At 73.8% G+C, this 21,405-nt stretch carries 20 protein-coding genes; 5 read left to right on the forward strand and 15 right to left on the reverse strand.

The window, feature by feature from the left end; translation table 11 throughout:
- Positions 1-29: 29 nt before the first annotated feature.
- The 6 genes from KBX43_RS04305 to KBX43_RS04330 all read right to left on the reverse strand — a co-directional run bounded on the left by KBX43_RS04305 (position 30) and on the right by KBX43_RS04330 (position 7,158).
- Positions 30-1,580: a S1 family peptidase gene (locus KBX43_RS04305; RefSeq protein WP_210883353.1), complete on the reverse strand. Its 1,551-nt coding sequence runs from the start codon at positions 1,578-1,580 to the stop codon at positions 30-32.
- Between the two features lie 174 nt (positions 1,581-1,754).
- A complete protein-coding gene (locus KBX43_RS04310; protein WP_043325788.1) occupies positions 1,755-3,443 on the reverse strand; it encodes a ribonuclease J in 1,689 nt (562 codons plus the stop codon).
- A gap of 51 nt (positions 3,444-3,494) precedes the next feature.
- Entirely contained in the window at positions 3,495-4,421 is a 927-nt protein-coding gene (gene dapA / locus KBX43_RS04315; protein ID WP_043325790.1) for a 4-hydroxy-tetrahydrodipicolinate synthase, read from the reverse strand.
- Positions 4,422-4,473: 52 nt separating this feature from the next.
- Positions 4,474-5,211 carry an FAD-dependent thymidylate synthase gene (gene thyX / locus KBX43_RS04320; RefSeq protein ID WP_043330542.1) on the reverse strand — a complete coding sequence of 246 codons (738 nt, stop codon included), beginning with the start codon at positions 5,209-5,211 and terminating at the stop codon, positions 4,474-4,476.
- Positions 5,212-5,345: 134 nt separating this feature from the next.
- A complete protein-coding gene (locus KBX43_RS04325; RefSeq protein WP_307851468.1) occupies positions 5,346-5,939 on the reverse strand; it encodes a DUF2752 domain-containing protein in 594 nt (197 codons plus the stop codon).
- Positions 5,929-7,158 carry a winged helix-turn-helix domain-containing protein gene (locus KBX43_RS04330; protein WP_043325793.1) on the reverse strand — a complete coding sequence of 410 codons (1,230 nt, stop codon included), beginning with the start codon at positions 7,156-7,158 and terminating at the stop codon, positions 5,929-5,931. The genes KBX43_RS04325 and KBX43_RS04330 overlap by 11 nt, the downstream gene beginning before the upstream one ends.
- Positions 7,159-7,237: 79 nt before the next feature.
- Between KBX43_RS04330 and KBX43_RS04335 the strand changes: the two genes are divergently transcribed.
- Positions 7,238-7,783: a GNAT family N-acetyltransferase gene (locus KBX43_RS04335; RefSeq protein WP_043325794.1), complete on the forward strand. Its 546-nt coding sequence runs from the start codon at positions 7,238-7,240 to the stop codon at positions 7,781-7,783.
- On the opposite strand, the gene KBX43_RS04340 is transcribed toward KBX43_RS04335, so the two are convergent.
- A complete protein-coding gene (locus tag KBX43_RS04340) occupies positions 7,688-8,992 on the reverse strand; it encodes a glycosyltransferase family 87 protein (RefSeq protein ID WP_140946192.1) in 1,305 nt (434 codons plus the stop codon). The genes KBX43_RS04335 and KBX43_RS04340 overlap by 96 nt on opposite strands.
- Before the next feature lie 35 nt (positions 8,993-9,027).
- Here KBX43_RS04340 and KBX43_RS04345 point away from each other — a divergent pair, with 35 nt between their 5' ends.
- Positions 9,028-9,621, forward strand: coding sequence for a GNAT family N-acetyltransferase (locus tag KBX43_RS04345; RefSeq protein ID WP_064447090.1), 594 nt, complete (start codon positions 9,028-9,030; stop codon positions 9,619-9,621).
- A 191-nt stretch (positions 9,622-9,812) separates the two neighbouring features.
- Here KBX43_RS04345 and KBX43_RS04350 read toward each other — a convergent pair whose 3' ends face one another.
- The 7 genes from KBX43_RS04350 to truB form a co-directional block, all read right to left on the reverse strand.
- Positions 9,813-10,283 carry a GNAT family N-acetyltransferase gene (locus tag KBX43_RS04350; protein WP_210883355.1) on the reverse strand — a complete coding sequence of 157 codons (471 nt, stop codon included), beginning with the start codon at positions 10,281-10,283 and terminating at the stop codon, positions 9,813-9,815.
- 75 nt (positions 10,284-10,358) lie between these two features.
- A complete protein-coding gene (gene dapB, locus KBX43_RS04355; protein ID WP_064447088.1) occupies positions 10,359-11,120 on the reverse strand; it encodes a 4-hydroxy-tetrahydrodipicolinate reductase in 762 nt (253 codons plus the stop codon).
- A gap of 108 nt (positions 11,121-11,228) precedes the next feature.
- Entirely contained in the window at positions 11,229-12,569 is a 1,341-nt protein-coding gene (locus KBX43_RS04360; protein WP_199495900.1) for a pitrilysin family protein, read from the reverse strand.
- Between the two features lie 153 nt (positions 12,570-12,722).
- Complete coding sequence (locus KBX43_RS04365) at positions 12,723-15,080, reverse strand: polyribonucleotide nucleotidyltransferase (protein WP_043325800.1); 2,358 nt, start codon at positions 15,078-15,080, stop codon at positions 12,723-12,725.
- Between the two features lie 220 nt (positions 15,081-15,300).
- Positions 15,301-15,570: a 30S ribosomal protein S15 gene (rpsO, locus tag KBX43_RS04370; protein ID WP_013284678.1), complete on the reverse strand. Its 270-nt coding sequence runs from the start codon at positions 15,568-15,570 to the stop codon at positions 15,301-15,303.
- Positions 15,571-15,751: 181 nt separating this feature from the next.
- On the reverse strand, positions 15,752-16,678 hold the full coding sequence (locus KBX43_RS04375; protein ID WP_210883363.1) for a bifunctional riboflavin kinase/FAD synthetase: 927 nt from the start codon (positions 16,676-16,678) through the stop codon (positions 15,752-15,754).
- A gap of 32 nt (positions 16,679-16,710) precedes the next feature.
- Entirely contained in the window at positions 16,711-17,595 is an 885-nt protein-coding gene (truB, locus tag KBX43_RS04380; protein WP_043330544.1) for a tRNA pseudouridine(55) synthase TruB, read from the reverse strand.
- A 108-nt stretch (positions 17,596-17,703) separates the two neighbouring features.
- Between truB and KBX43_RS04385 the strand changes: the two genes are divergently transcribed.
- The 3 genes from KBX43_RS04385 to KBX43_RS04395 all read left to right on the forward strand — a co-directional run bounded on the left by KBX43_RS04385 (position 17,704) and on the right by KBX43_RS04395 (position 20,061).
- Complete coding sequence (locus KBX43_RS04385) at positions 17,704-18,699, forward strand: hypothetical protein (RefSeq protein ID WP_209960415.1); 996 nt, start codon at positions 17,704-17,706, stop codon at positions 18,697-18,699.
- Between the two features lie 42 nt (positions 18,700-18,741).
- Positions 18,742-19,035, forward strand: coding sequence for a hypothetical protein (locus KBX43_RS04390; RefSeq protein WP_043325804.1), 294 nt, complete (start codon positions 18,742-18,744; stop codon positions 19,033-19,035).
- Positions 19,036-19,119: 84 nt separating this feature from the next.
- Positions 19,120-20,061, forward strand: a complete 942-nt coding sequence (locus tag KBX43_RS04395; protein ID WP_209960413.1) for a hypothetical protein — start codon at positions 19,120-19,122, stop codon at positions 20,059-20,061.
- A 7-nt stretch (positions 20,062-20,068) separates the two neighbouring features.
- Here KBX43_RS04395 and KBX43_RS04400 read toward each other — a convergent pair whose 3' ends face one another.
- Positions 20,069-21,391 (reverse strand): MATE family efflux transporter, encoded by a 1,323-nt coding sequence (locus tag KBX43_RS04400; RefSeq protein ID WP_069089330.1) that lies wholly within the window; start codon positions 21,389-21,391, stop codon positions 20,069-20,071.
- Positions 21,392-21,405 lie beyond the last annotated feature (14 nt).

Raw genomic sequence — 21,405 nt, forward strand, 5'->3', positions numbered from 1 at the left:
GTGGTCGGGAGCCGCGGTCGGTGCGGCGGTCAGCGGGCGGAGAACGCCAGCGTGTACTCGCCGGAGCCGGACAGTCCGGTCACCCGGTACCGGTAGGCGCCGGCCGGGCCCTCGACGGTCAGCCGGGCCACACCGTCGGCGCTGGTGGCGCGGGCGACGGTACGGAACGCGCCGTTGGTGAAGCGTTGCAGCTCCAGCGTCACCCGGACACCGTCCGGCGCGGCCAGGCACGCCTCCTGGGTGCCGCCCGGCACCCGGAAGAAACGCCCGTCCGGCTGCACCTGGACCCGCCCGGCGGCGATCCGGCCGCTCCGGCTCACCTGGCCGGCGCACTCGGTGTCAGCGGCCGGCGGGGTCGGCGGGACGGTCGCCGGCGGGGCGGTCTCCCCGCCACCGGCGGGCGGCTGCGTCGGGGCCGGCTGGCCACCGGCGGTGACGAGCGTGAGGTTGTTGCGCTGGAGGATCTCGTTGACCGGCTGGAAGAACGTGACCCCGCCCCGGGTGCAGTCGCCGGAGCCGCCGGAGGTGACGCCCTGCGCCTGGTCGCCGGAGAGCCACGCGCCGCCGGAGTCGCCCGGCTCGGCGCAGACGTTCGTCCGGGTCAGCCCGGTGACAGTCCCCTCCGGATAGTTGACAGTGGCGTTCTTGGCCTGGACCAGGCCGCAGCGGGTGCCGGTGGTGGAGCCGGACCGGCAGATCGAGGCCCCGACCGGCGCCTCGGTGGAGCCGTTGACCGCCACCGTGCGGCCGTCGCTGAAGTCGGTCACCACGCCCTGCGGCGTCCAGTCGCCGTTTACCCGCACGAACGCCCAGTCGTCGCCGGGGAACGAGGAGGCCGCGAACGTGCCCTGGGCGACCCGGTTGGATCCGGTGGTGCGGTCCCCCGGCCGGCCGCAGTGCCCGGCGGTGACGAATCCGCCCACCACCGAGAAGCCGACCGAGCAGCGGCCGGCGTTGTTGATGAAGAAGGCGTCGCCGCCCCGCACGTCGAACAGCGGGCGCGGGGCCTCGTCGGCGGTGCGTACCCGGACCATCGCGGTCTTCGACCCCGCGGTGGCGGCGAACCGGCGGCCGTCGGCCTCCGCGCCCGGACGGGCGACCACCACCACCGTGTTGTCGGTCACGTCGACGTACCAGCCGGCGATGTCCGGGCTGGCCGCGCCGCCCGCCGCGTCGAGCCGGGACTTCACCGCGTCCAGCTCGGCGACGCCCCGGGCGACCCGCTTCGGGACCGCGCCGGCCGCCTTGACCCGCGCCTCGCCGGCCGCGTCGGCCACCGCCACGGTGAGCGTCGCGCCGTCCGCGCTGAGCCAGCTGCCCCCGTAGCCGGCACCGAGTTCCGCACGCAACCGGGTGACCGTGCCGGCCGCCCACCGCTCGGTGCGCAGCCGCTTCACCGCCTGGTCACGGGTGAGGGAGAGGTCGCGGCCCATCGCGTCCAGGACCTCCGGGGCGACGCCGTCGGTGGCCGGCGCGGCCCGCCGGGGTTCCTCGCCGGCGAACGACGGTACGGTCACCGCCGCCGTCAACCCGGCCGCCGCCACCAGTACGCCGATGGCTGTCATCCGTCTGCGGTCCATCCGCCACGCTCCTCCCGGCCGGCGCAGGGGCACGCCGGCCGTCCCGGAGTACGGAGACGGACGCCGATCGGATGAGGGTTACCGGAGGGTTTCGACGCGGCGTGTCGGGACGTACCCGGAAAGCGACGGCGCCGGCCCACCGTGAACGGTGGACCGGCGCGCGGCGCGGTCGGGTCAGACCTCGACGACTGTCGGGACGATCATCGGCCGACGGCGGTACGCGTCGTTGACCCAGCGTCCGACGGTGCGGCGGACGATCTGCTGGAGCTGGTGCGGGTCGGTGATGCCGTCCGCGGCGGCCCGGTTCAGCGCCTCGGTGACCAGCGGAACCACCGCGTTGAACGCGGCCGGGTCCTCGGAGAAGCCCTTCGCCGAGACGGTCGGCCCGGCGACCACCTTGCCGGTGACCGAGTCGACCACGACCGTCGCGGCGATGAAACCGCCGTCGCCGAGGATCCGCCGCTCGGTGAGCAGCGACTCGCTGACGTCGCCGACGGCGAGGCCGTCGACGTAGACGTACCGGCTCTTGACCCGGCCGACCAGGCTCGCGCGGCCCTCGACCAGGTCGACCACGTCGCCGTCCTCGCAGAGCACGACCCGGTCCGGCGCGACGCCGGACTCGATGCCGAGCCGGGCGTGCGCCCGCAGGTGCCGCCACTCGCCGTGCACCGGCATCAGGTTGCTCGGGCGGACGACGTTGAGCAGGTAGAGCAGCTCGCCGGCCGGGGCGTGGCCGGAGACGTGCACCTTCGCCACGTCCTTGTGCACCACCACGGCGCCGGCGCGGGCCAGCCGGTTGATCACCCGGTAGACCGAGGTCTCGTTACCGGGCACCAGCGAGGACGCCAGCACCACGGTGTCGCCGGGCGCGATGGTGATGTGCCGGTGGTCGCCGCTGGCCATCCGGCCCAGCGCGCTCATCGGCTCGCCCTGCGAACCGGTGGACATCAGCACGATCTGCTCGGGCGGCAGGTTCGTGGCCTCCTCGATCCCGACCACCAGGCCGGGCGGGATGTTCAGCAGGCCCAGGTCGCGGGCGATGCCCATGTTGCGGACCATGGACCGGCCGATCAGCGCCACCTTGCGGCCGTGCTCGACCGCCGAGTCGAAGACCTGCTGCACCCGGTGCACGTGCGAGGCGAACGAGGCGACGATGATCCGCCCCTTGGCCTTCGCGAAGATCGAGTCGAGGACCGGGCCGATCTCCTTCTCCGGCGTGACGAAGCCGGGGATCTCCGCGTTCGTCGAGTCCGACAGCAGCAGGTCGACGCCCTCGGCGCCGAGCCGGGCGAACCCGGCCAGGTCGGTGATCCGCCCGTCCAGCGGAAGCTGGTCCATCTTGAAGTCGCCGGTGTGCAGCACCAGGCCGGCGGGCGTACGGATGGCCACCGCCAGCGCGTCCGGGATCGAGTGGTTCACCGCGAAGAACTCGCACTCGAACGGGCCCAGCCGTTCCCGGCCGCCCTCCCGCACGGTCAGCGTGTACGGCTGGATCCGCCGCTCGGCCAGTTTCGCCTCGACCAGCGCGAGCGTGAACTGGGAGCCGACGAGCGGGATGTCCGGCTTGTGCGCGAGCAGGTACGGCACCGCGCCGATGTGGTCCTCGTGGCCGTGCGTGAGCACGATCGCCTGCACGTCGGCCAGCCGGTCCAGGATCGGGCCGAAGTCGGGCAGGATCAGGTCCACGCCCGGCTGCTCGACGTCGGGGAACAGCACCCCGCAGTCGACGATGAGCAGCTTGCCGTCGTACTCGAAGACGGTCATGTTCCGGCCGATGGCGCCGAGTCCGCCGAGCGGGATGATCCGCAGGCCGCCCTCGGGCAGCGGCGGGGGCAGCTCACCCTCGATGTGCGCCTCGGTCACGCGTCACCTCATTCTGCGACGCCGTCGCGCGGCGTCCGTCGTGTCGTTTGTTCATTCGGGCAGGGGCAGGCCCGCCGCCGCGCAGTCGGCGCGCAGCTGGGCCAGTTCGTCGCCGGTGGCGTCCACCAGCGGCGGTCGCACCGGGCCGGCCGGGCGGCCCTGGGCCGCGAGACCCGCCTTGACCAGGATCGTGCCCTGGGTGCGGAAGATGCCGGTGTAGAGCGGCAGCAACTGCCGGTGCAGCGCGAGCGCCCGGGCGTTGTCGCCCGCCTCGAACGCCTCGATCATCTGCTTGGTCGGCGCGCCGGTGAAGTGGGTGGAGGTGCCGACCACGCCGACCGCGCCGATCGACAGCATCGGCAGGGTGAGCGCGTCCTCGCCGCTGTAGAACGCGAGGTCGCTGCGGGCCAGCACCCAGGAGGTGGCGGTCAGGTCGCTCTTGGCGTCCTTCACGGCCACGATGCGGCCGTGCTCGGCCAGCTTCACCAGCGTCTCGGTGGCGATCTCCACGCCGGAGCGGTGCGGGATGTCGTAGAGCATGACCGGCAGGCCGGTGGCGTCCGCGACGGTGGTGAAGTGACGCAGCAGCCCGGCCTGCGGCGGCTTGTTGTAGTAGGGCGTCACCACCAGCAGGCCGTGCGCGCCGGCCTTCTCGGCCTGGGTGGCCAGCTCGACTGTGTGCCGGGTGTCGTTGGTGCCCACCCCGGCGACGATGCGGGCCCGGTCGCCCACCGCCTCGGCCACGGCGCGGATCAGCGACTCCTTCTCCGCGTCGGTGGTGGTCGGTGACTCACCGGTGGTGCCGTTGAGGACCAGCGCGTCGTTGCGCTGCTCGTCCACGAGGTACTCGGCCAGCCGGGCGGCGCCGGCGAGATCGAGCCCGCCGTCCGGCGTGAACGGGGTCACCATGGCCGTCATCACTCGCCCGAACGGGCGCGACGCGCCCCGGCTCGGGGCGGCGGAGTGGTCGTGCGTCATGCTCACAACCTAGCGGACGACCACCGGTGACCCGGCGGCGAAGGGCGACAGGTCACTCGGCGTACGGGGACGCCGCCACCTCGGTGCCGTCGGGCAGGGTGGAGATCTCGAAGTCGGCGAACACGTTCGGCGCGACGCTCTTGAGCTGCCGCAGGCACTCCACCGCCAGCTCGCGGATCTCCACGTCGGCGTGCTCGGTGGCGCGCATCTTGACGAAGTGCCGCCACGCGCGGTAGTTGCCGGTCACCACGATCCGCGTCTCGGTCGCGTTCGGCAGCACCGCCCGCGCCGCTTGGCGCGCCTGCTTGCGGCGCAGCGTCGGGTTGGGCTCGTCGGTGAAGCGGGCCTCCAGCCCCTCCAGCAACTCGGTGTACGCCCGCACCGCCGCATCGGTGGCCTCGACGAACTTCTTGTGCAGCTCCGGGTCGTCGGCGATCACCGACGGCTCGACCATCGCCGCGTCCCGCTCCGGCACGTAGCGCTGGGAGAGCTGCGAGTAGGAGAAGTGCCGGTGCCGGATCAGCTCGTGCGTGAACGACCGCGACACGCCGCTGAAGTAGAAGCTCACCGAGCCGTGCTCCAGCACGCTCAGGTGGCCGACCTCCAGGATGTGCGCCAGGTAGCCCGCGTTGGTGGCGGTGGCCGGGTTCGGCTTCTTCCAGCTCTGGTAGCAGGCCCGGCCGGCGAACTCGGCGAGCGCCTGCCCGCCGTCGGCGTCGGTGGACCAGGGCACCTCTTCGGGCGCCTGGAACTGGGTCCACGCGATCAACTTGACCTGGGGCTGCACCATCTCCGGCATTCCTGGGACTGTAGTTGGCCCTCGCCCGGCGCGGAAATCGGGCGCGCGGCCGACCGGCCGCCCAGCTCAGCCCGGGTGTCCAAGATCTCCCGGCCCTCGCGTCAGCGCGGTCCCTCGGCGGGGGGCTAGACGTAGAGCGAGGTGAAGGGCGCCCACGGCAGGTTGCGGGCCACCGAGAAGACCCCCCAGGCGGCCAGGAACAACCCGATCGCCTTGGGGCTGAACCGCGGCTCGGGCAGCTTCCAGCCGAACGCCCGGTTGCCGGCCCAGGTCACGAAGAGCCAGGTCAGGAACGGCAGCGCGAACACGAACAGGAAGTGGTGCCGGACGGCGGCCGGCAGGTCGCCGTGCAGCACGTACCAGAGCGCGCGGGTGCCGCCGCAGCCCGGGCAGTCGAGCCCGGTGGTGAGCTTGAGCAGGCAGGTCGGGCGGGCGTCCGGGTCGCTCTGCGTCGGGTTGCTGATCATCGCGTACGCCAGGCCGAGGACGACGCAGCCGAGCGCGGCCAGCGGCACCGCCCAGCGCGGGGCGCGGGCGTGCAGGCGCAGGACCATACGGGTGAACCGGTCGGTCTCGACCGGCTGGTACGCGACCGGGTACGGCCCCTGCCACGACCCGTCGGGAGCGTGCGGCCCAGCGTGGACGTGCGGCTCACTGTGGGCGTGCGGGTCGGGCTCGGTGGCAGGCCGGTCAACGCTCGTCACGCGCTCACCGTACACCGGCCACGCCCACCAGCGCGGCGGCCAGCGGCCCCGCGAGGTCGCCTGCGGCGGGCGGGGCGACCGCGTCCAGGCCGAGCCACCCGGCCAGCCGGTACAGCTCGGCGGCGAGCGCCACAGCGGTCTCCCCCGGGTCGGCGCCCGGCTCGACCCAGGCGGCCGGCACCAGCAGCACGCCGGCCTTCCGGTCGGCCTTGAGATCGACCCGGGCGGTGAAGCGCTCGCCCTGGCGGAACGGCAGCACGTAGTAGCCGTACACCCGCTGCGGCGCGGGCACGTAGATCTCGATCCGGTAGGTGAAGCCGAACAGCCGCTCCGTGCGCGCCCGCTCCCAGACCAGCGGGTCGAACGGGCTGACCAGCGTGTTCCCGCGTACCCAGCGGGGCATCCGGGCGTCGGCGTGCAGATAGGCGGGGTGCCGCCAGCCCTGCACGGTGACCGGGGTCAGCTCGCCCGCCTCGACCAGGTCGGCCACCGCCTGCCGCGCCCCGGCCACCGGCAGCCGGAAGTAGTCGCGCAGCTCCGGCTCGGCGGCCACGCCGAGGCAGCGGGCCGCGATCGAGACGAGCGTCCGGTACGCCTCGGCGTCGGTCGGGGTGGGCGCGTCCAGCACGGCGGCCGGGAGCACCCGCTCGGGCAGGTCGTAGCGGCGGGCGAACGAGTTGGTGCGCTCGGCGGCGGTGACCTCGCCGGCCCAGAACAGGAACTCCAGCGCCCGCTTCACGGCGGACCAGTTCCAGCCCCAGTTGCCGGTCTCCCGGGGCGCGTCGTGCTCGATCTCGGCCGCGGTCAGCGGGCCCCGGGCGGCCACCTCGTCGCGGACCCAGGCGACCAGCCCGGGCTGCTCCTGGGCGATCCGGCGCATGCCGCCCCACGCCTCGTCGCGGGCCTTCGCCATCCGCCAGCGCAGCGCCGGGTGCAGCCCGACCGGCACCAGCGACGCCTCGTGCGCCCAGTACTCGAACAGCTCACGCGGGCGGCGGTAGGCGGCGGTGTCCAGCAGCGCGGTCGGGTAGGGCCCGAGCCGGCTGTAGAGCGGCAGGTAGTGCGCCCGCTGGAGCACGTTCACCGAGTCCATCTGGATCAGCCCGACCCGGTCGAGCACCCGGCGCAGGTGCCGCCGGGTGGGCACGCCGGCAGGCGCCGGGTCGGCGAAGCCCTGGGCGGCCAGGGCGATCCGGCGGGCCTGGGCGAGGGAGAGCGATTCCGGTACGGCCATCGCCGGCGACCCTAATCCAGCGGTACGACACCGGGAGCGGCGGCTGGACCGATCGCCCGTCGGGGCATAGAACGGACAGATGCTCTCCATTCGCCGGGAGGAACCGGACGACGCCGAGGCGATCGCCCGGGTGCACGTCCACGGATGGCAGTCCGGTTACGCCGGGATCATGCCCACGGAGGTGCTGGCCCGGCTGAACCCGGCCGCCTGGGCCCAGCGCCGCCGCGACCTCGGCACCGCCGACCCGGAGCACCCGTTCACCACGCTCGTCGCCGAGGACGGCGGCACGATCGTCGGGTTCACCACGTTCGGGCCGTACCGGAACAACCAGGACCGCGGCGACCTGGACCCGGCGCACGGTGAGCTGTTGGCGATCTACGTGGAGCCCGCGTACTGGGGTTCGGGTGTCGCCCGGACGCTGCTCGCGGCGGCCCGGGACGGCCTGGCCGAGCGGGGCTGGACCGGGTACCGGCTCTGGGTGCTCGCCGACAACGCCCGGGCGCGCCGCTTCTACGAGCGGGCCGGACACTCACCGGACGGCGAGGAGTCCACCTATCCGGTGCCGCTGTCCGGCGGACTCCCCCCGCTCCTGCTCCGCGAGCTGCGCTACACCGCCGGAGGCTGACCCGGCCGGGACCTCCCCGCCGGGACGCCCACCGCCGTCCGGGGTGAGCCAGCGCCGGATCGGCAGCCCCAGCAGCAACGCCAGACTGATCCACACGTACGTGTTGCTGCCGAGGAAGCCGTCCACGCCGGTGAAGTCCTTCTCCCAGGCCCAGACGATCCGGCTGCATAGCAGCGCGTACCCGACCAACGCGGCGGCCAGCAGCAGACGGCGCCGCCGGCGGCGCGCGGGCGCCGCCATGCCGTTGTCCACGAGCAGGATCAACCCGGGCAGCAGCCACACCAGGTGGTGCACCCAGGTGACCGGGCTGACCAGGCACATCACGGCGCCGGTCAGGGCCAGGCCGGTGGCCTCGTCGCCGGCGGCCACCGCCGCCCGCGACCGCCACGCCCACACCACGAGCGTCAGGAGTACGAGCGCCAGCCAGGCGATCGTGCTGGGGTGCTGCGGGTCGAGCCGGGCGACCACCCCGCGCAACGACTGGTTGGAGACGAACGCCAGTTCACCGACCCGGTCGGTGTTCCACAGCGCCTCGGTCCAGAACTCCCGGGAGGCGTCCGGGAAGAGACCGGCGGCCACGAGCGTGGCGACGGCAGCCGTGCCGACCGACGTGGCGGCGGCCCGCCAGCGGCCGGTGACCAGCAGGTAGACGATGAAGATGCCGGGCGTCAGCTTGATCGCGGTGGCCAGGCCGATGCCCACGCCCGCCCAGCGGCTGCGGGCCGGCAGCAGCCACAGCAGGTCCACCGCCACCAGGAACAGCAGCAGCATGTTGACCTGGCCGAAGTTGACCGTCTCGCGCATCGGCTCGTACGCGGCGGCCAGGCACAGCGCGACGGCGAGGGCGAACCAGCGGGTCCAGCCGGAGCGGCGGGCCACCGGGTCCAGCAGCCGCCAGATCACCACGGCGCTCGCCAGCACCGTGAGCGTCACGCTCACCACGATCGCGGCGTTCCACGGCAGGTACGCCATCGGCAGCATCACCAGCGCGGCGAACGGCGGGTAGGTGAAGCCGTACTGGGTGCCGGGGCGCAGGAAGTCGTAGATCTCCCCGCCGTCACGCGCCCAGTAGGTGAGCGCGCCGTAGTAGACCTGCAGGTCGAAGAAGCCGTGCCGCACCGCCGCCACGGACAGGAACACGGTGACCGCCGCGGCGAGCGCCGCCACGGCGACGGCCTGCGTGATCGTGCGCCCGGCACCCTGCGCCACCGTCACCCTCCTCGCCCTGCGTAGGCTCACGTGCCATGGCTGCAGGCTACGTCCGGCCCGCGCGTCCCGAGGACGCCGGCGAGATCGCACGCGTCCAGCTCGCGACCTGGCGGGTCGCGTACCGCCGGATCCTGCCCCGGCACGTGCTCGACAACCTGGACGAGGCGTACCTCGCCCGGCGGTGGAGCGCGGCGGTGCAGGAGCCCCCCTCGGGCGCGCACCGGGTGCTGGTCGCCGTCGAGGAGGCGGCGCAATCCTATCTGGTGGGGTTCATCGCCTCCGGTCCGGCCGACGCCGAGGCGCTGGCTCCCGGTGAGCCGGCCGATGCGCTCGCGTCGGGCGTCGCGGCGGTGACGGACCTGCTGGTGGAGCCCCGGTGGGGGCGGCGCGGGCACGGCAGCCGGCTGCTCGCCGCGGCGGTCGAGCACTGGCGCGCCGACGGGCTGACCCGGGCGGTGGCGTGGGCGTTCGACGCCGACGCGGCGACCCGCAACTTCCTCGGCTCGACCGGCTGGGAGCCGGACGGCGCGACCCGCGCGCTGGACGTGGACGACATGCTCGTCCCCCAGCTCCGCTTCCACGTGGCGGTCCCGGAATCCGCTGACGAAAATCCTTCAGCCGACCGATGAGTTCCCGCCCGGCCGCCGGTCCACCCTCACGTGGGTGGGCCGGCGGTCCCGGCACGGGGCAGGACCGCCACCCCACCCCCTCACCGCACCACCCCACCCCCACTGCGTCGATCATGAAGTTGGCGGCAGTCGGGGAGATCGAAAAGGCCGCCAACCTCATGATCGACCGGGGGCAAGCTCGGGGGTGAGGGTCAGGCTGGGGGGAGGAGCTCGGCTACCAGCTCGTCGTCCTCGAACGCGCCTGTGGGGTGAAAGCCCAGGGACGTGTAGAGGGCGGCGGCGGGCTTGTTGTCGGGGTGGTAGCTCAAGCGGATCGGCCGGCCCGCCTCGGCGAGCCAGTCGGCGATCGTCCGCACCGTCGCGCGGCCCAGCCCCCGGCCCTGCTCGGCGGCGTCGATCACCATGCCACCGATCCAGCGCGACTCGTCGTCGTCCACGCCCCACATGACATGGCCGACGACAGTCTCGTCGGCGTAGACGGCCAGCGAGTTCCAGACGTCCGAGCGTTCGGTGAGAAGCAGGTAGCGGGCGGCGAGCGCGGCCACGAAGGCGCGCTGGTCGTCGTGCGGCGCGACGTCCGCCACGGCCCGCCAGTTGTCGTCGTCCACCGGGCGCAGCGTCACCCGGCGGCCGGTGCGGTCGGATTGTCCGGAATCGATCATGGAAAGCAGCCTAGGTCGACGCCCCCGACCAGGCAAAACGGTTTCCCGCAGCAGGCCGGGGGCACACCGCGGCAGTCAGTCGAGCAGGGCGTCCAGGCCGACCGTGAGACCGGGCCGGCGGCCCACCTCGCGGACCGCGAGCAGCACGCCGGGCATGAACGACACCCGGTCGTACGAGTCGTGCCGGATGGTGAGCGTCTCACCAGTGGTGCCGAACAGCACCTCCTGGTGGGCGACCAGGCCGGTGGCGCGCACCGCGTGCACGCGTACCCCGTCGATGTCGGCGCCGCGGGCGCCGGCCACCTCGTCGCGGGTGGCGTCCGGCACCGGCCCGAGCCCGGCGTCGGCGCGGGCCGCGGCGATCAGCCGAGCCGTGTGGGTGGCGGTGCCGCTCGGCGCGTCCAGCTTGCGCGGGTGGTGCTGCTCGATGATCTCGACCGACTCGAAGTGCCGGGCCGCGCGCGCGGCGAACTGCATCATCAGCACCGCGCCGATGCCGAAGTTGGGGGCGATCACCACGCCCACGCCGGGACGGCCGGCCAGCCACTCGCGTACCTGGTCGAGCCGCTGCTCGGTGAAGCCGGTGGTGCCGACCACCGCGTGCACGCCGTTCTCGACGCACCAGCGCAGGTTGTCCATGACCGCGTCGGGAGTGGTGAAGTCGACGACCACCCCGGCGCCCGCCTGCGCCACAGTGGCCAGATCGTCGCCCTGGTCGACGGCCGCGACCAGCTCCAGGTCGGCGGCGGAGTCGACCGCCTTGCAGACCTCCATGCCCATCCGGCCCCGGGCGCCCAGCACACCGACCCGGGCCACCGTGTTCTGCTGCTCAGTCACGGGCCACAACCTATCCCAGCCCGCACGGCGCGGTCCGGCGGACCGCACCGACGCCCGGCATCCGGCGAACCGGCGCGGCCGACACCCGGCCGACCGGACCGCCGCCGCTCAGCGGTCGACGGTGAAGCTGCCGGAGTCGAACGGGCCCACCACGGCCAGCGACATCGGCCGGCCGAGCAGCTCGGCGGCGAGCGTGTTCACGTCGTCGAGGGTCACCGCGTCCACCCGGGCCAGCAGGTCGTCCACCGGCATCAGGTTGCCGTAGAGCAGCTCGCCCTTGGCGAGCCGGCTCATCCGCGAGCCGGTGTCCTCCAGCCCGAGCACGAACGAGCCCTTGCTCATCCCCTTGCCCCGGGCCAGTTCCGCCTCGGTGATCCCCTCGGCGGCGACCCGGGCCAGCTCGGCGCGGGTCAGGTGCAGCACCTCGTCCACCTTGCCCGGAGCGCAACCGGCGTAGACGGCGAACACGCCGCTGTCGGCGTACTGGCTGGCGTAGGAGTAGACCGAGTACGCGAGGCCGCGCTGTTCCCGGATCTCCTGGAACAGCCGGCTGGACATGCCGCCGCCGAGCACGTTGTTGAGCACGCCGAGGGCGAAGCGCCGCTCGTCGGTGCGGTCGATGGCCGGGCAGCCGAGGACGACGTGCGCCTGCTCGGTCTCCTTCGGCTCGACGAGCGTGGTGGCCGGCTTGGTGCGTACCCCCGGGGTGGACGGGCGGTGCGACGCCGGCGCCGCCGGGTCGGTGTCCAGCGGGGTGCCGCGCAGCGCCTGCCGGACCAGCTTGACCACCGCGGCGTGGTCGAGGTTGCCGGCGGCGGCGATCACGATCCGCGGCGGGGTGTAGCGGCGGCGGTAGAAGCCCTGGATCTGCCGCCGGCTCATCGGCGTGACGGTCTCCTCGGTGCCGGAGATGAGGCGGCCCAGCGGGTGGTCGCCGTAGACGGCGCGGGTGAACAGGTCGTGCACCTCGTCGCCGGGCTCGTCGTCGTGCATGGCGATCTCTTCGAGGATGACGCCGCGCTCGGTCTCCACGTCGGACGGGGTCAGCACCGAGTCGGCGACCAGGTCGCACATGACGTCGATGGCCAGCGGCAGGTCCTCGTCCAGCACCCGCGCGTAGTAGCAGGTGTATTCCTTCGTGGTGAAGGCGTTGGTCTCGCCGCCCACCGCCTCGATCTGGGACGAGATCTCCAGCGCGCTGCGCTTGTTGGTGCCCTTGAACAGCAGGTGTTCCAGGAAGTGCGCGGCGCCGGCCTGCGGGCCGGTCTCGTCGCGCGACCCGACCGCCACCCAGATGCCGAACGACACGCTGCGCATGGCCGGGATCGCCTCGGTCAGCACCCGCAGCCCGCTGGGCAGCACGGTACGGCGGACGGTGCCGCCGAGCGGGTCGTCGCTGAGCGTCCGGGTGACCGCGCGGGCGGCCGAACCCGGCCCGGTCGACGTCACCCCCCGTCCCGTCGAGGCGGCTGACGAACTCACGAGCACCTGCTCTCCGGATGACGAGGGACGGCGGGACGTACGACGGCTCCAGCTCGCGCAGGCGACCTGGAGCCGTGGTCCGGCCCGGGTGACGCGGACGTCACCCGGGCCGGCGGTGGATCAGCTGTGCCGGGTCCGGCGACGCGGACGGGACTCGCCGCCGCCCTCGCCGCCCTCGGAGCGGCGCTCGCCGCGCTCCCGGTCGCCACCCCGGTCACCCCGGTCACGCGGGCCGCGGTCGCCGCCGCGGTCCCGGCCCGACGGACGGTCGCCACCCTCGGCGGCGGCCGGCGCCTCGGCGCCCTCCGGGCGGATCTTGTCCAGGTAGATCTTGCCGCGGGCGTCGATGTCCGCGATCTCCACCTCGACCTTGTCGCCGACGTTGAGGAAGTCCTCGACCTTCTCGACCCGCTTGCCGTCGCCCACCTTGGAGATGTGCAGCAGGCCGTCGCGGCCCGGCAGCAGCGAGATGAAGGCGCCGAACGCGGCGGTCTTCACCACGGTGCCGAGGAACCGCTCGCCGACCTTGGGCAGCGTCGGGTTGGCGATGCCGTTGATCCGGTCCACCGCGGCCTGGGCCGCCGGCCCGTTTGTGGCGCCGACGTAGATCGTGCCGTCGTCCTCGATGGAGATCTCGGCGCCGGTCTCGTCCTGGATCGCGTTGATGGTCTGGCCCTTCGGGCCGATCACCATGCCGATCTTGTCGACCGGGATCTTCACGGTGGTGACCCGCGGCGCGTAGTCCGACATCTCGGCCGGCGCCTCGATGGCCCGCTGCATCACGTCGAGGATGGTCTGCCGGGCCTCGTGCGCCTGCTGCAGCGCGGCGGCCAGCACGTCCGACGGGATGCCGTCGAGCTTGGTGTCGAGCTGGAGCGCGGTGACGAAGTCACGGGTGCCGGCGACCTTGAAGTCCATGTCGCCGAACGCGTCCTCGGCGCCGAGGATGTCGGTCAGCGTCACGTACTGGGTCTTGCCGTCGACCTCGTCGGAGATGAGGCCCATGGCGATGCCGGCGACCGGCGCCTTCAGCGGCACACCGGCGGAGAGCAGGCCCAGCGTCGAGGCGCAGACCGAACCCATCGAGGTGGAGCCGTTGGAGCCGAGCGCCTCGGAGACCTGCCGGATGGCGTACGGGAACTCCTCGCGCGAGGGCAGCACCGGGATCAGCGCCCGCTCGGCGAGCGCGCCGTGGCCGATCTCGCGCCGCTTCGGCGAGCCGACCCGGCCGGTCTCACCGGTCGAGTACGGCGGGAAGTTGTAGTTGTGCATGTAGCGCTTGCGGTTCTCCGGGGACAGCGTGTCCACCATCTGCTCCATGCGCAGCATGTTCAGCGTGGTGACGCCCAGGATCTGGGTCTCGCCGCGCTCGAACAGCGCCGAGCCGTGCACCCGCGGCAGCACGCCGACCTCGGCGGTCAGCGGGCGGATGTCACGCGGGCCGCGGCCGTCGATGCGGACCTGCTCGCGCAGCACCCGGTTGCGGACCTCGGACTTGGTCAGCGAACGGAACGCGGCGGACAGCTCCTTCTCGCGGCCCTCGAAGCGGCCGGTCAGCTCCTCGGCGACCTTGGCCTTGATCCGGTCCAGGGCCTCCTCGCGGTCGGCCTTGCCGGCGATCTTCAGCGCCTCGGCGACCTCGGCGCGGGCCACCTCGGCCACCGCGTCGTACGCGTCGTCCTGGTAATCCAGGAAGATCGGGAACTCGGCGACCGGCTTGGCGGCCACCTCGGCCAGCTCGCTCTGCGCCCGGCACAGCTCGCGGATGGCCGGCTTGGCGGCCTCCAGGCCGCTGGCCACGATCTCCTCGGTCGGCGCGGTCGCGCCGCCCGAGATCAGGGTCACCGCGTTCGGGGTGGCCTCGGCCTCGACCATCATGATCGCGACCTCGCCGTCGGCCAGGGTGCGGCCGGCCACGACCATGTCGAACGTGGCCCGCTCCAGCTCCTCCAGGGTCGGGAAGGCGACCCACTGGCCGTCGACGTGCGCGACCCGGGTCGCGCCGATCGGGCCGGAGAACGGCAGGCCGGACAGCTTGGTCGACATCGAGGCGGCGTTGATCGCCACCACGTCGTACGGGTGCTGCGGGTCGAGCGCCAGCACCGTCTCGACGACCTGGACCTCGTTGCGCAGGCCCTTGACGAACGACGGGCGCAGCGGCCGGTCGATCAGCCGGCAGGTGAGGATGGCGTCCTCGCTGGGCCGGCCCTCACGGCGGAAGAACGAGCCGGGGATCCGGCCCGCGGCGTACATCCGCTCCTCGACGTCCACGGTCAGCGGGAAGAAGTCGAACGACTCGCGCGGCTGCTTGCCGGCCGTGGTGGCGGAGAGGACGACCGTCTCGCCGAGCTGGGCGACGACGGAGCCGGCGGCCTGGCGGGCCAGGCGGCCGGTGGAGAAGGTGATCTCACGGGTGCCGAAGGACCCGTTGTCGATCACCGCGGTGCGGGATTCGGTGCCGAGGTTGGTCTCGGTCATGTGCTGTGGTGCTCCTTCGCGTCGTCGGCCGACGACACGGGAACTGCTCAGGCGGCCGGTCTTCGATCGAAGCGCCCGGGTGGGCCGGCGTCGTGCCGGGATGCCCGGGGGCCACTACCGGAGACCGGTGCTGACCGGCTCCCTCTTCGGGTGTCGCGCGGCCGGGTTCTTCGGTGGTACTGCAACGGGGGAGCGGCCAGGCGGCCACTCCCCCGTCAGGTCATCGGCGCAGGCCGAGCCGCTCGATGAGCGACCGGTAGCGGTTGATGTCCTTCTTCTGGACGTAGTTCAGCAGCCGGCGGCGCCGGCCGACCAGCAGCAGCAGCCCACGGCGGCTGTGGTGGTCGTGCTTGTGCACCTTCAGGTGCTCGGTGAGCTCAGCGATCCGCTTGGTCAGGACCGCGACCTGCACCTCGGGCGAGCCGGTGTCGCCCTCGGCGGTCGCGTACTCCTGGCGGATCTTGGCCTTGGCTTCCTGGTCGAGCGCCATGTTCTCCCTGTTTCGTGGGTCATTCGATGAGGTCCGGAGCGGTCGTGGTGACCGGTGCAACGGACCGGTTCCTCGCACCCGCGGCGTCGTGCAGGCACGCGAGGCCCCCGTCGGTCAGCCGACGTCTCCGCCAGCCTACCAGCCCTCGGGCCGGACGGCCGGTCAAGGTCGCCCGAGCGGGTCAGGACACCGCCCGGCGGGTGCGCTCCACGTCCTCGGCGATCTGGGCCACCAGCGGCTCGATCGCGTCGTACGTCCGCTGCTCGCGCAGGTGCGCCACGAAGTCCAGGGCCAGCCGCTCGCCGTACAGGTCGCCGGTGAAGTCCAGCGCGTACGCCTCCACCCGCCGTTCCCGGCCGGAGAACGTCGGGTTGGTGCCGATCGACACGGCCGCGGCGAGCGGTTCGCCGTCGCGGCGCACCAGGCGGGCCGCGTACACGCCGTCGGCGGGCACCGCCGCGTACCTGTGGGTCAGCAGGTTGGCGGTGGGGTAACCCAGCTCACGTCCGCGCTGGTCGCCGCGGACCACCACGCCCTCGACCCGGTGCGGGCGGCCGAGCGCCGCCGCCGCCGCGCCCACGTCGCCCGCGTCGACGCAGGACCTGATGTACGTGGAGGAGAAGACCGTCCCCGCCTCGGCGACCAGCGGCGCGCCCTCGACGGCGAAGCCGAAGGTGCGGCCGAGCCGTTCCAGCAGCGGCACGTCCCCGGCCGCCCGGTGCCCGAACCGGAAGTTGTCGCCGACCACCACGAGCGCGGCGTGCAGGTGCTCGACCAGGACGTCGTGCACGAACGCCTCGGGTGGCAGCCGGGAGAACTCGACCGTGAACGGCACCACGCAGAGCACGTCCACGCCGAGCGCCTCGATCAGCTCGGCCTTGCGCGCCGGCTCGGTGAGCACCGCCGGGTGCGAGCCCGGGCGCACCACCTCGGCCGGGTGCGGGTCGAACGTCACCACCACCGACTTGACGCCCAGCTCCCGGGCGCGCGCCACGGTGTGCCCGATGGTGGCCTGGTGCCCCCGGTGCACGCCGTCGAAGACGCCGATGGTGACCACTGAGCGTCCCCAGCCGCCGGGCGCCGCCTCGTACCCCCGCCACTGCTGCATGCCGTTCCTCCCCCTGTCCGCCCGCGCGCCGTTCAGGCCGGGGCCAGCACGATCTCCGCGCGGGCCCGACCGTCCCGCTCGCTGACGATAGCGATCAGCCCGCCCGCCGGGTCGAAGACCGCGTACGGCCCGGTGATCCCGGCCGGGGTCAGCGGCCCGCCGTGGGAGAGCACCCGGGTCTCGTCGGCGGTGGCGTCCCGGCGCGGGAAGAACCGCGCGGCGGCGGCGTCCAGCGGCAGGTTCACCACGTCCGGCGCGCGCTGCTCCAGCTGGTCGAGCGTGGCCGCCTCGGCGAGCGTGAACCCGCCGACCGCGGTGCGGCGCAGCGCGGTGAGGTGGCCGCCGACGCCGAGCGCGGCCCCCGCGTCGCGGGCCAGCGCCCGGATGTACGTGCCGGACGAGCAGGTCACGTCCACGTCCACGTCCACCACGTCCGGGGCGTCCCGGCGGATGTCCCGCACGTCCAGCCGGGAGACGGTGACCCGGCGGGCGGGCAGCTCGACCGTCTCGCCGTCACGGACCCGCTTGTACGCCCGCTGGCCGTTGATCTTGATGGCGCTGACCGCGCTCGGCACCTGGTCGATCTCGCCGGTGAGGGCGGCCAGCGCGGCGCGTACCCCGTCGTCGGTGACCGCGCCGGCCGGGGTGGTCGCGACCACCTCGCCCTCGGCGTCGTCGGTGACGGTGGCCTGCCCCAGCCGGATCGTCGCGGCGTAGCTCTTGCCGGCGCCGATCACGTACGTGAGCAGCCGGGTCGCCCGGCCCACCCCGATCACCAGCACGCCGGTGGCCATCGGGTCCAGCGTGCCGCCGTGCCCCACCCGGCGGGTACGGGCCAGCCGGCGGATCCGGGCCACGACGTCGTGCGACGTCATGCCGCCGGGCTTGTCGACCACGATCAGACCGTCTGTGCTCACGACCGCCAAGCCTGCCAGACGGCGCCGATCCTCCCTGCGGGGGATACCGCCCTGCTTCGGCGGGGTGTCAAGATCGTGCGCCCCCGCCCCGTCTGCCCGGGAAGTCCGATGACCGATCACCGTTCCGTCCCCGATCCCCACGCCACCGATGGCCCGTCGGAGGACACGCTGGGTCGGGTACCCGAGTGGCTGCGCCAGCCCGCGCCCGAGGTCGAGCCGGGCCGCGGCGACCGCCTGCGGATCGCGCTCGGCGGGCACTCCGGCAAGCTGCTCGGCGGCGTGGTCGTGCTGGCGCTGCTCGCGTTCTTCGGGCTCGTCGGCGGCCTCGGCTACCAGGGCTTCCAGCGCTGGCGGGAGCCGCCCGCCGAACACCCCACGGTGAGCCTGCCGGTCGGTGAGCAGGCGTCCTCGTCGGCCTCGCCGCCACCGGCCGCCGGCCCGTTCGACGGCACCCCGGCAGCCGGCTTCCCCGAGGGCACGGCCGGGATCGCGCTGCCCCGGGCCAAGCGGACCGGCGCGTTCACCGAGAAGCAGGTGGCAGACACGCTGGCCAAGGTACGCAAGGCGCTGATCACCGCCCGGCTGGACCGCACGTTCTTCACCGCGAAGGACCCGGAGCGGCTGGTCCGCCAGTTCGCCCCGGACGCGCGGGCCGGCGTACGCGACGACTTCCCCACCGGCGAGGCGGGCACCTACTCGACCCGGCTCGCCCCCGGCGCCCGGCTCACCGACGACGAGCCCCGGGTCAAGGGCCGGATCAGCTACCGGGCGACGAAGGACCGGGACGGCATCCGCATCCTGGAGGTGACCACGAACTTCGTCTGGGCGTACGCGTTCTCCACCACCCGCCCCGCCCCGGGCGCCGGCGTGGTGGTGGTCCACGACACGGTGAAGTGGAGCGTGCCGCACCCGGCCGACGTGACCACCGCCTCCGCCGGGCTGTGGATCGAGCGGGCCGACTCGTACGCCTCCAACATCGACTGCGTCGCGCTGGACAAGGGGCTGCTCGCGCTGGGCCGGCCCTCGCTCGCCGGTCCGGCCGACCCGGACCCGGACGCGGTCTTCGACCCGGACAAGACGGTCGACCTGCCGGACACCTGCTGACCCGCCCACCTCACCACGCCACCCCGCGGTAGGAGCCTTTCGATGAGCGACGCCCCGCCACCGCACCGCGCCCGGGTCGACCTGCCGGACTGGATGCGCAATCCGGAGCCGCCCCGCCGTACGCTCGGCCGCCGCCTGTCCGGCCTGGTCGACGGTGTGCCGGCGCTGGCGGCGGCGCGCCACCGGATGTGGGCCTGGCAGGGCCGGACCCGGTTCGGCGAGCGGCACCCCACGATGGCCGCGATCGGGTCGTTCGTGTTCGTCCTGGTGACCGCGACGCTGCTGGTCGTCGGCACGCTCTACCTCGGGTGGGCGATCCGGCAGGGGCGGATCTGACCGGCACGGAAACGGGACAGCGGGATCGGCGGCCGGGTGCGATGATCATGCGCCCCCTGCCCCTGCACCCCTCTGGAACGCCGCATGAGCACCGAAGACGGGACCACACCGCCCGAGCCGGATCCCTACGCCGTCGCCTCCCGGGGCGCGGAGATCCAGCTGCCGAGCTGGATGACCGGCGCGGACGCGGACGTCCCGCTGACCCGCGGCGAGCGCTTCCGCATGGTCTGGTCGCGGCAGCGCGGCAAGCGCCGCGTCGCCTTCGTGGTGGTGCTGGCGCTGGCGCTGATCGGCGGCACGGCCGTGCTCGGCCGGGTCACCGTCGACCGGGTACGGTCCGGCACCGCCGCCGCGGCGTCGGCCGAAGCCAGCCCGTCGCCGGTGCCGCTCAGCCGGGTGGGCGAGCCGCGCGACCTGTTCGCGGGGACCATCGGCGCGGACTTCGCGGTGGGTGAGGCCGGGATCGTCCTGCCGGAGGCCACGGCGCGGCCCCCGTTCACCGCCCGCGAGGTGGCCGCGGCGCTGACCCGGGTCCGGGCCGCGCTGGTCCAGGCCCGGCTCGACCTGTCCATGATCCTCGGCGACACGGAGCCGTTCCTGGCGCTGCTGGCGCCGGCCGCGCGCGCTCAGCTGCGTACCGACTTCGAGGACTTGTCGTTCGTGAACTACGCCACCCGGATCGGCTCGCAGGACAGCGCGGACGAGATCCGGGTCCGGGGTGAGATGCGCTACCGGGCCGTCACCGGCGACGACGGCCGGCCGATCCTGCGGATCACCACAGAGTACGTCTGGATGTACGCGTTCGACGTGCCGCGGACGACACCGGGCCGGGCCGGGATCGCCGCCATCCGTGACCGGGTCGTCTGGGAGGTCCCCCACCCCGAAGGGTTGCCGGCGGCGAAGCGCGGGCTCTGGCTCGTCTCCGCGCAGGCGAGCACGAACAACGTCGACTGCGCCCGGCTGGACGAGGGCTTCTTCGTGGTCGAGCCGTGGATGGGCGGCCCCGGTTCGTTCCAGCCCTGCTGACCCGGCGTCAGCGGACCGCGCCGACCACCGCCCACGCGCCCGAGCGCATCCGCAGCAGCAGGCCGGCCAGCCGCAGCACCACGAACAGCGTCAGCCCGGCCCAGATCCCGCCCAGCCCGAGTTCCAGCCCGTACGCCAGCCAGATCGCCGGCAGGAACCCGCCGAACGCGCACACGATGGTGAGGTTGCGCAGGTAGCGCACGTCGCCCGCGCCGATCAGCACCCCGTCGAGCGCGAACACCACGCCGCCGATCGGCTGGAGCGCGACGAACCAGGGCCAGGCCGTCATGGCCTGCTCGCGTACCTGCGGATCGGAGCTGAACCACGACGGCACGACGCCGGCGCCGGCGGCGATCAGCACCGCGAAGGCCACGCCGCACAGCCCGCCGAGCAGCGCGACGCGGCGGGCCAGGAACCGCGCGCCGGCCGCGTCGCCGCCGCCCAGCGCGGCGCCGACCAGCGACTGCGCGGCGATGGCCAGCGCGTCGAGCACCAGCACGGTGAAGAACCACAGTTGCAGGGCGATCTGGTGCGCGCCCACCGCGGCGGCGCCGAAGCGGGCCGCGACGGCGGTCGCGGACAGGAAGCTGGCCTGGAACGCGACACCGCGCACCAGCAGGTCCCGGCTGAGCACGAGCTGCTGACCGATCACCCGGGGCCGGGGCCGCAGCGAGACCCGCTCGCGCACCAGCGCGGCCGCGAACAGGACGCCGGAGAGCGTCTGCGCGATCGCGTTCGCCACCGCCGAGCCGACCAGCCCGAGCCCGGCCGGATAGACCAGCAGCGGGCAGAGCACCGCGGAGAGCAGGTTGGGGCCGAGCACGAACAGCAGCGGCCGGCGGGTGTCCTGGATGCCGCGCAGCCAGCCGTTGCCGGCAGCGGCGAGCAGCAGGCCGGGCGCGCCGAGCGCCGCGACCCGCAGCCATCCGGCGGCGGCGTCGGCCACCTCGCCGGGGCCGCCGACGAGGGTACGCGCCAGCGCGCCCCCGCCGATGCCGATGGCGACCGCCACCAGCACTCCGGTGGCCAGCGCGAGCCAGGACGCCTGCACGCCCTCGGCCACCGCGGCGGCCCGGTCCCCCGCCCCGAAGCGGCGGGCCGAGCGCCCGGTGGTGCCGTACGCGACGACGGTGCCGACCCAGGCGGTGAGCGTCATGACGGTGCCGCCGACGGCGAGCGCGGCCAGCGGCACCCGCCCGAGGTGACCCACCACTGCGGTGTCGACCAGGACGTAGAGCGGCTCGGCGGCCAGCACCACGAGGGCGGGCAGCGCGAGCGTGGCGATCCGCCGGGGTGTGGCGGCGGTGGCGGGGGCGGCAGTCGTGCTCATCGACGCCGATCCTG

The organism is Micromonospora sp. C41 (genome assembly GCF_018070485.1).
In the GTDB taxonomy this organism is placed as follows: Bacteria; Actinomycetota; Actinomycetes; order Mycobacteriales; family Micromonosporaceae; genus Micromonospora; species Micromonospora chalcea.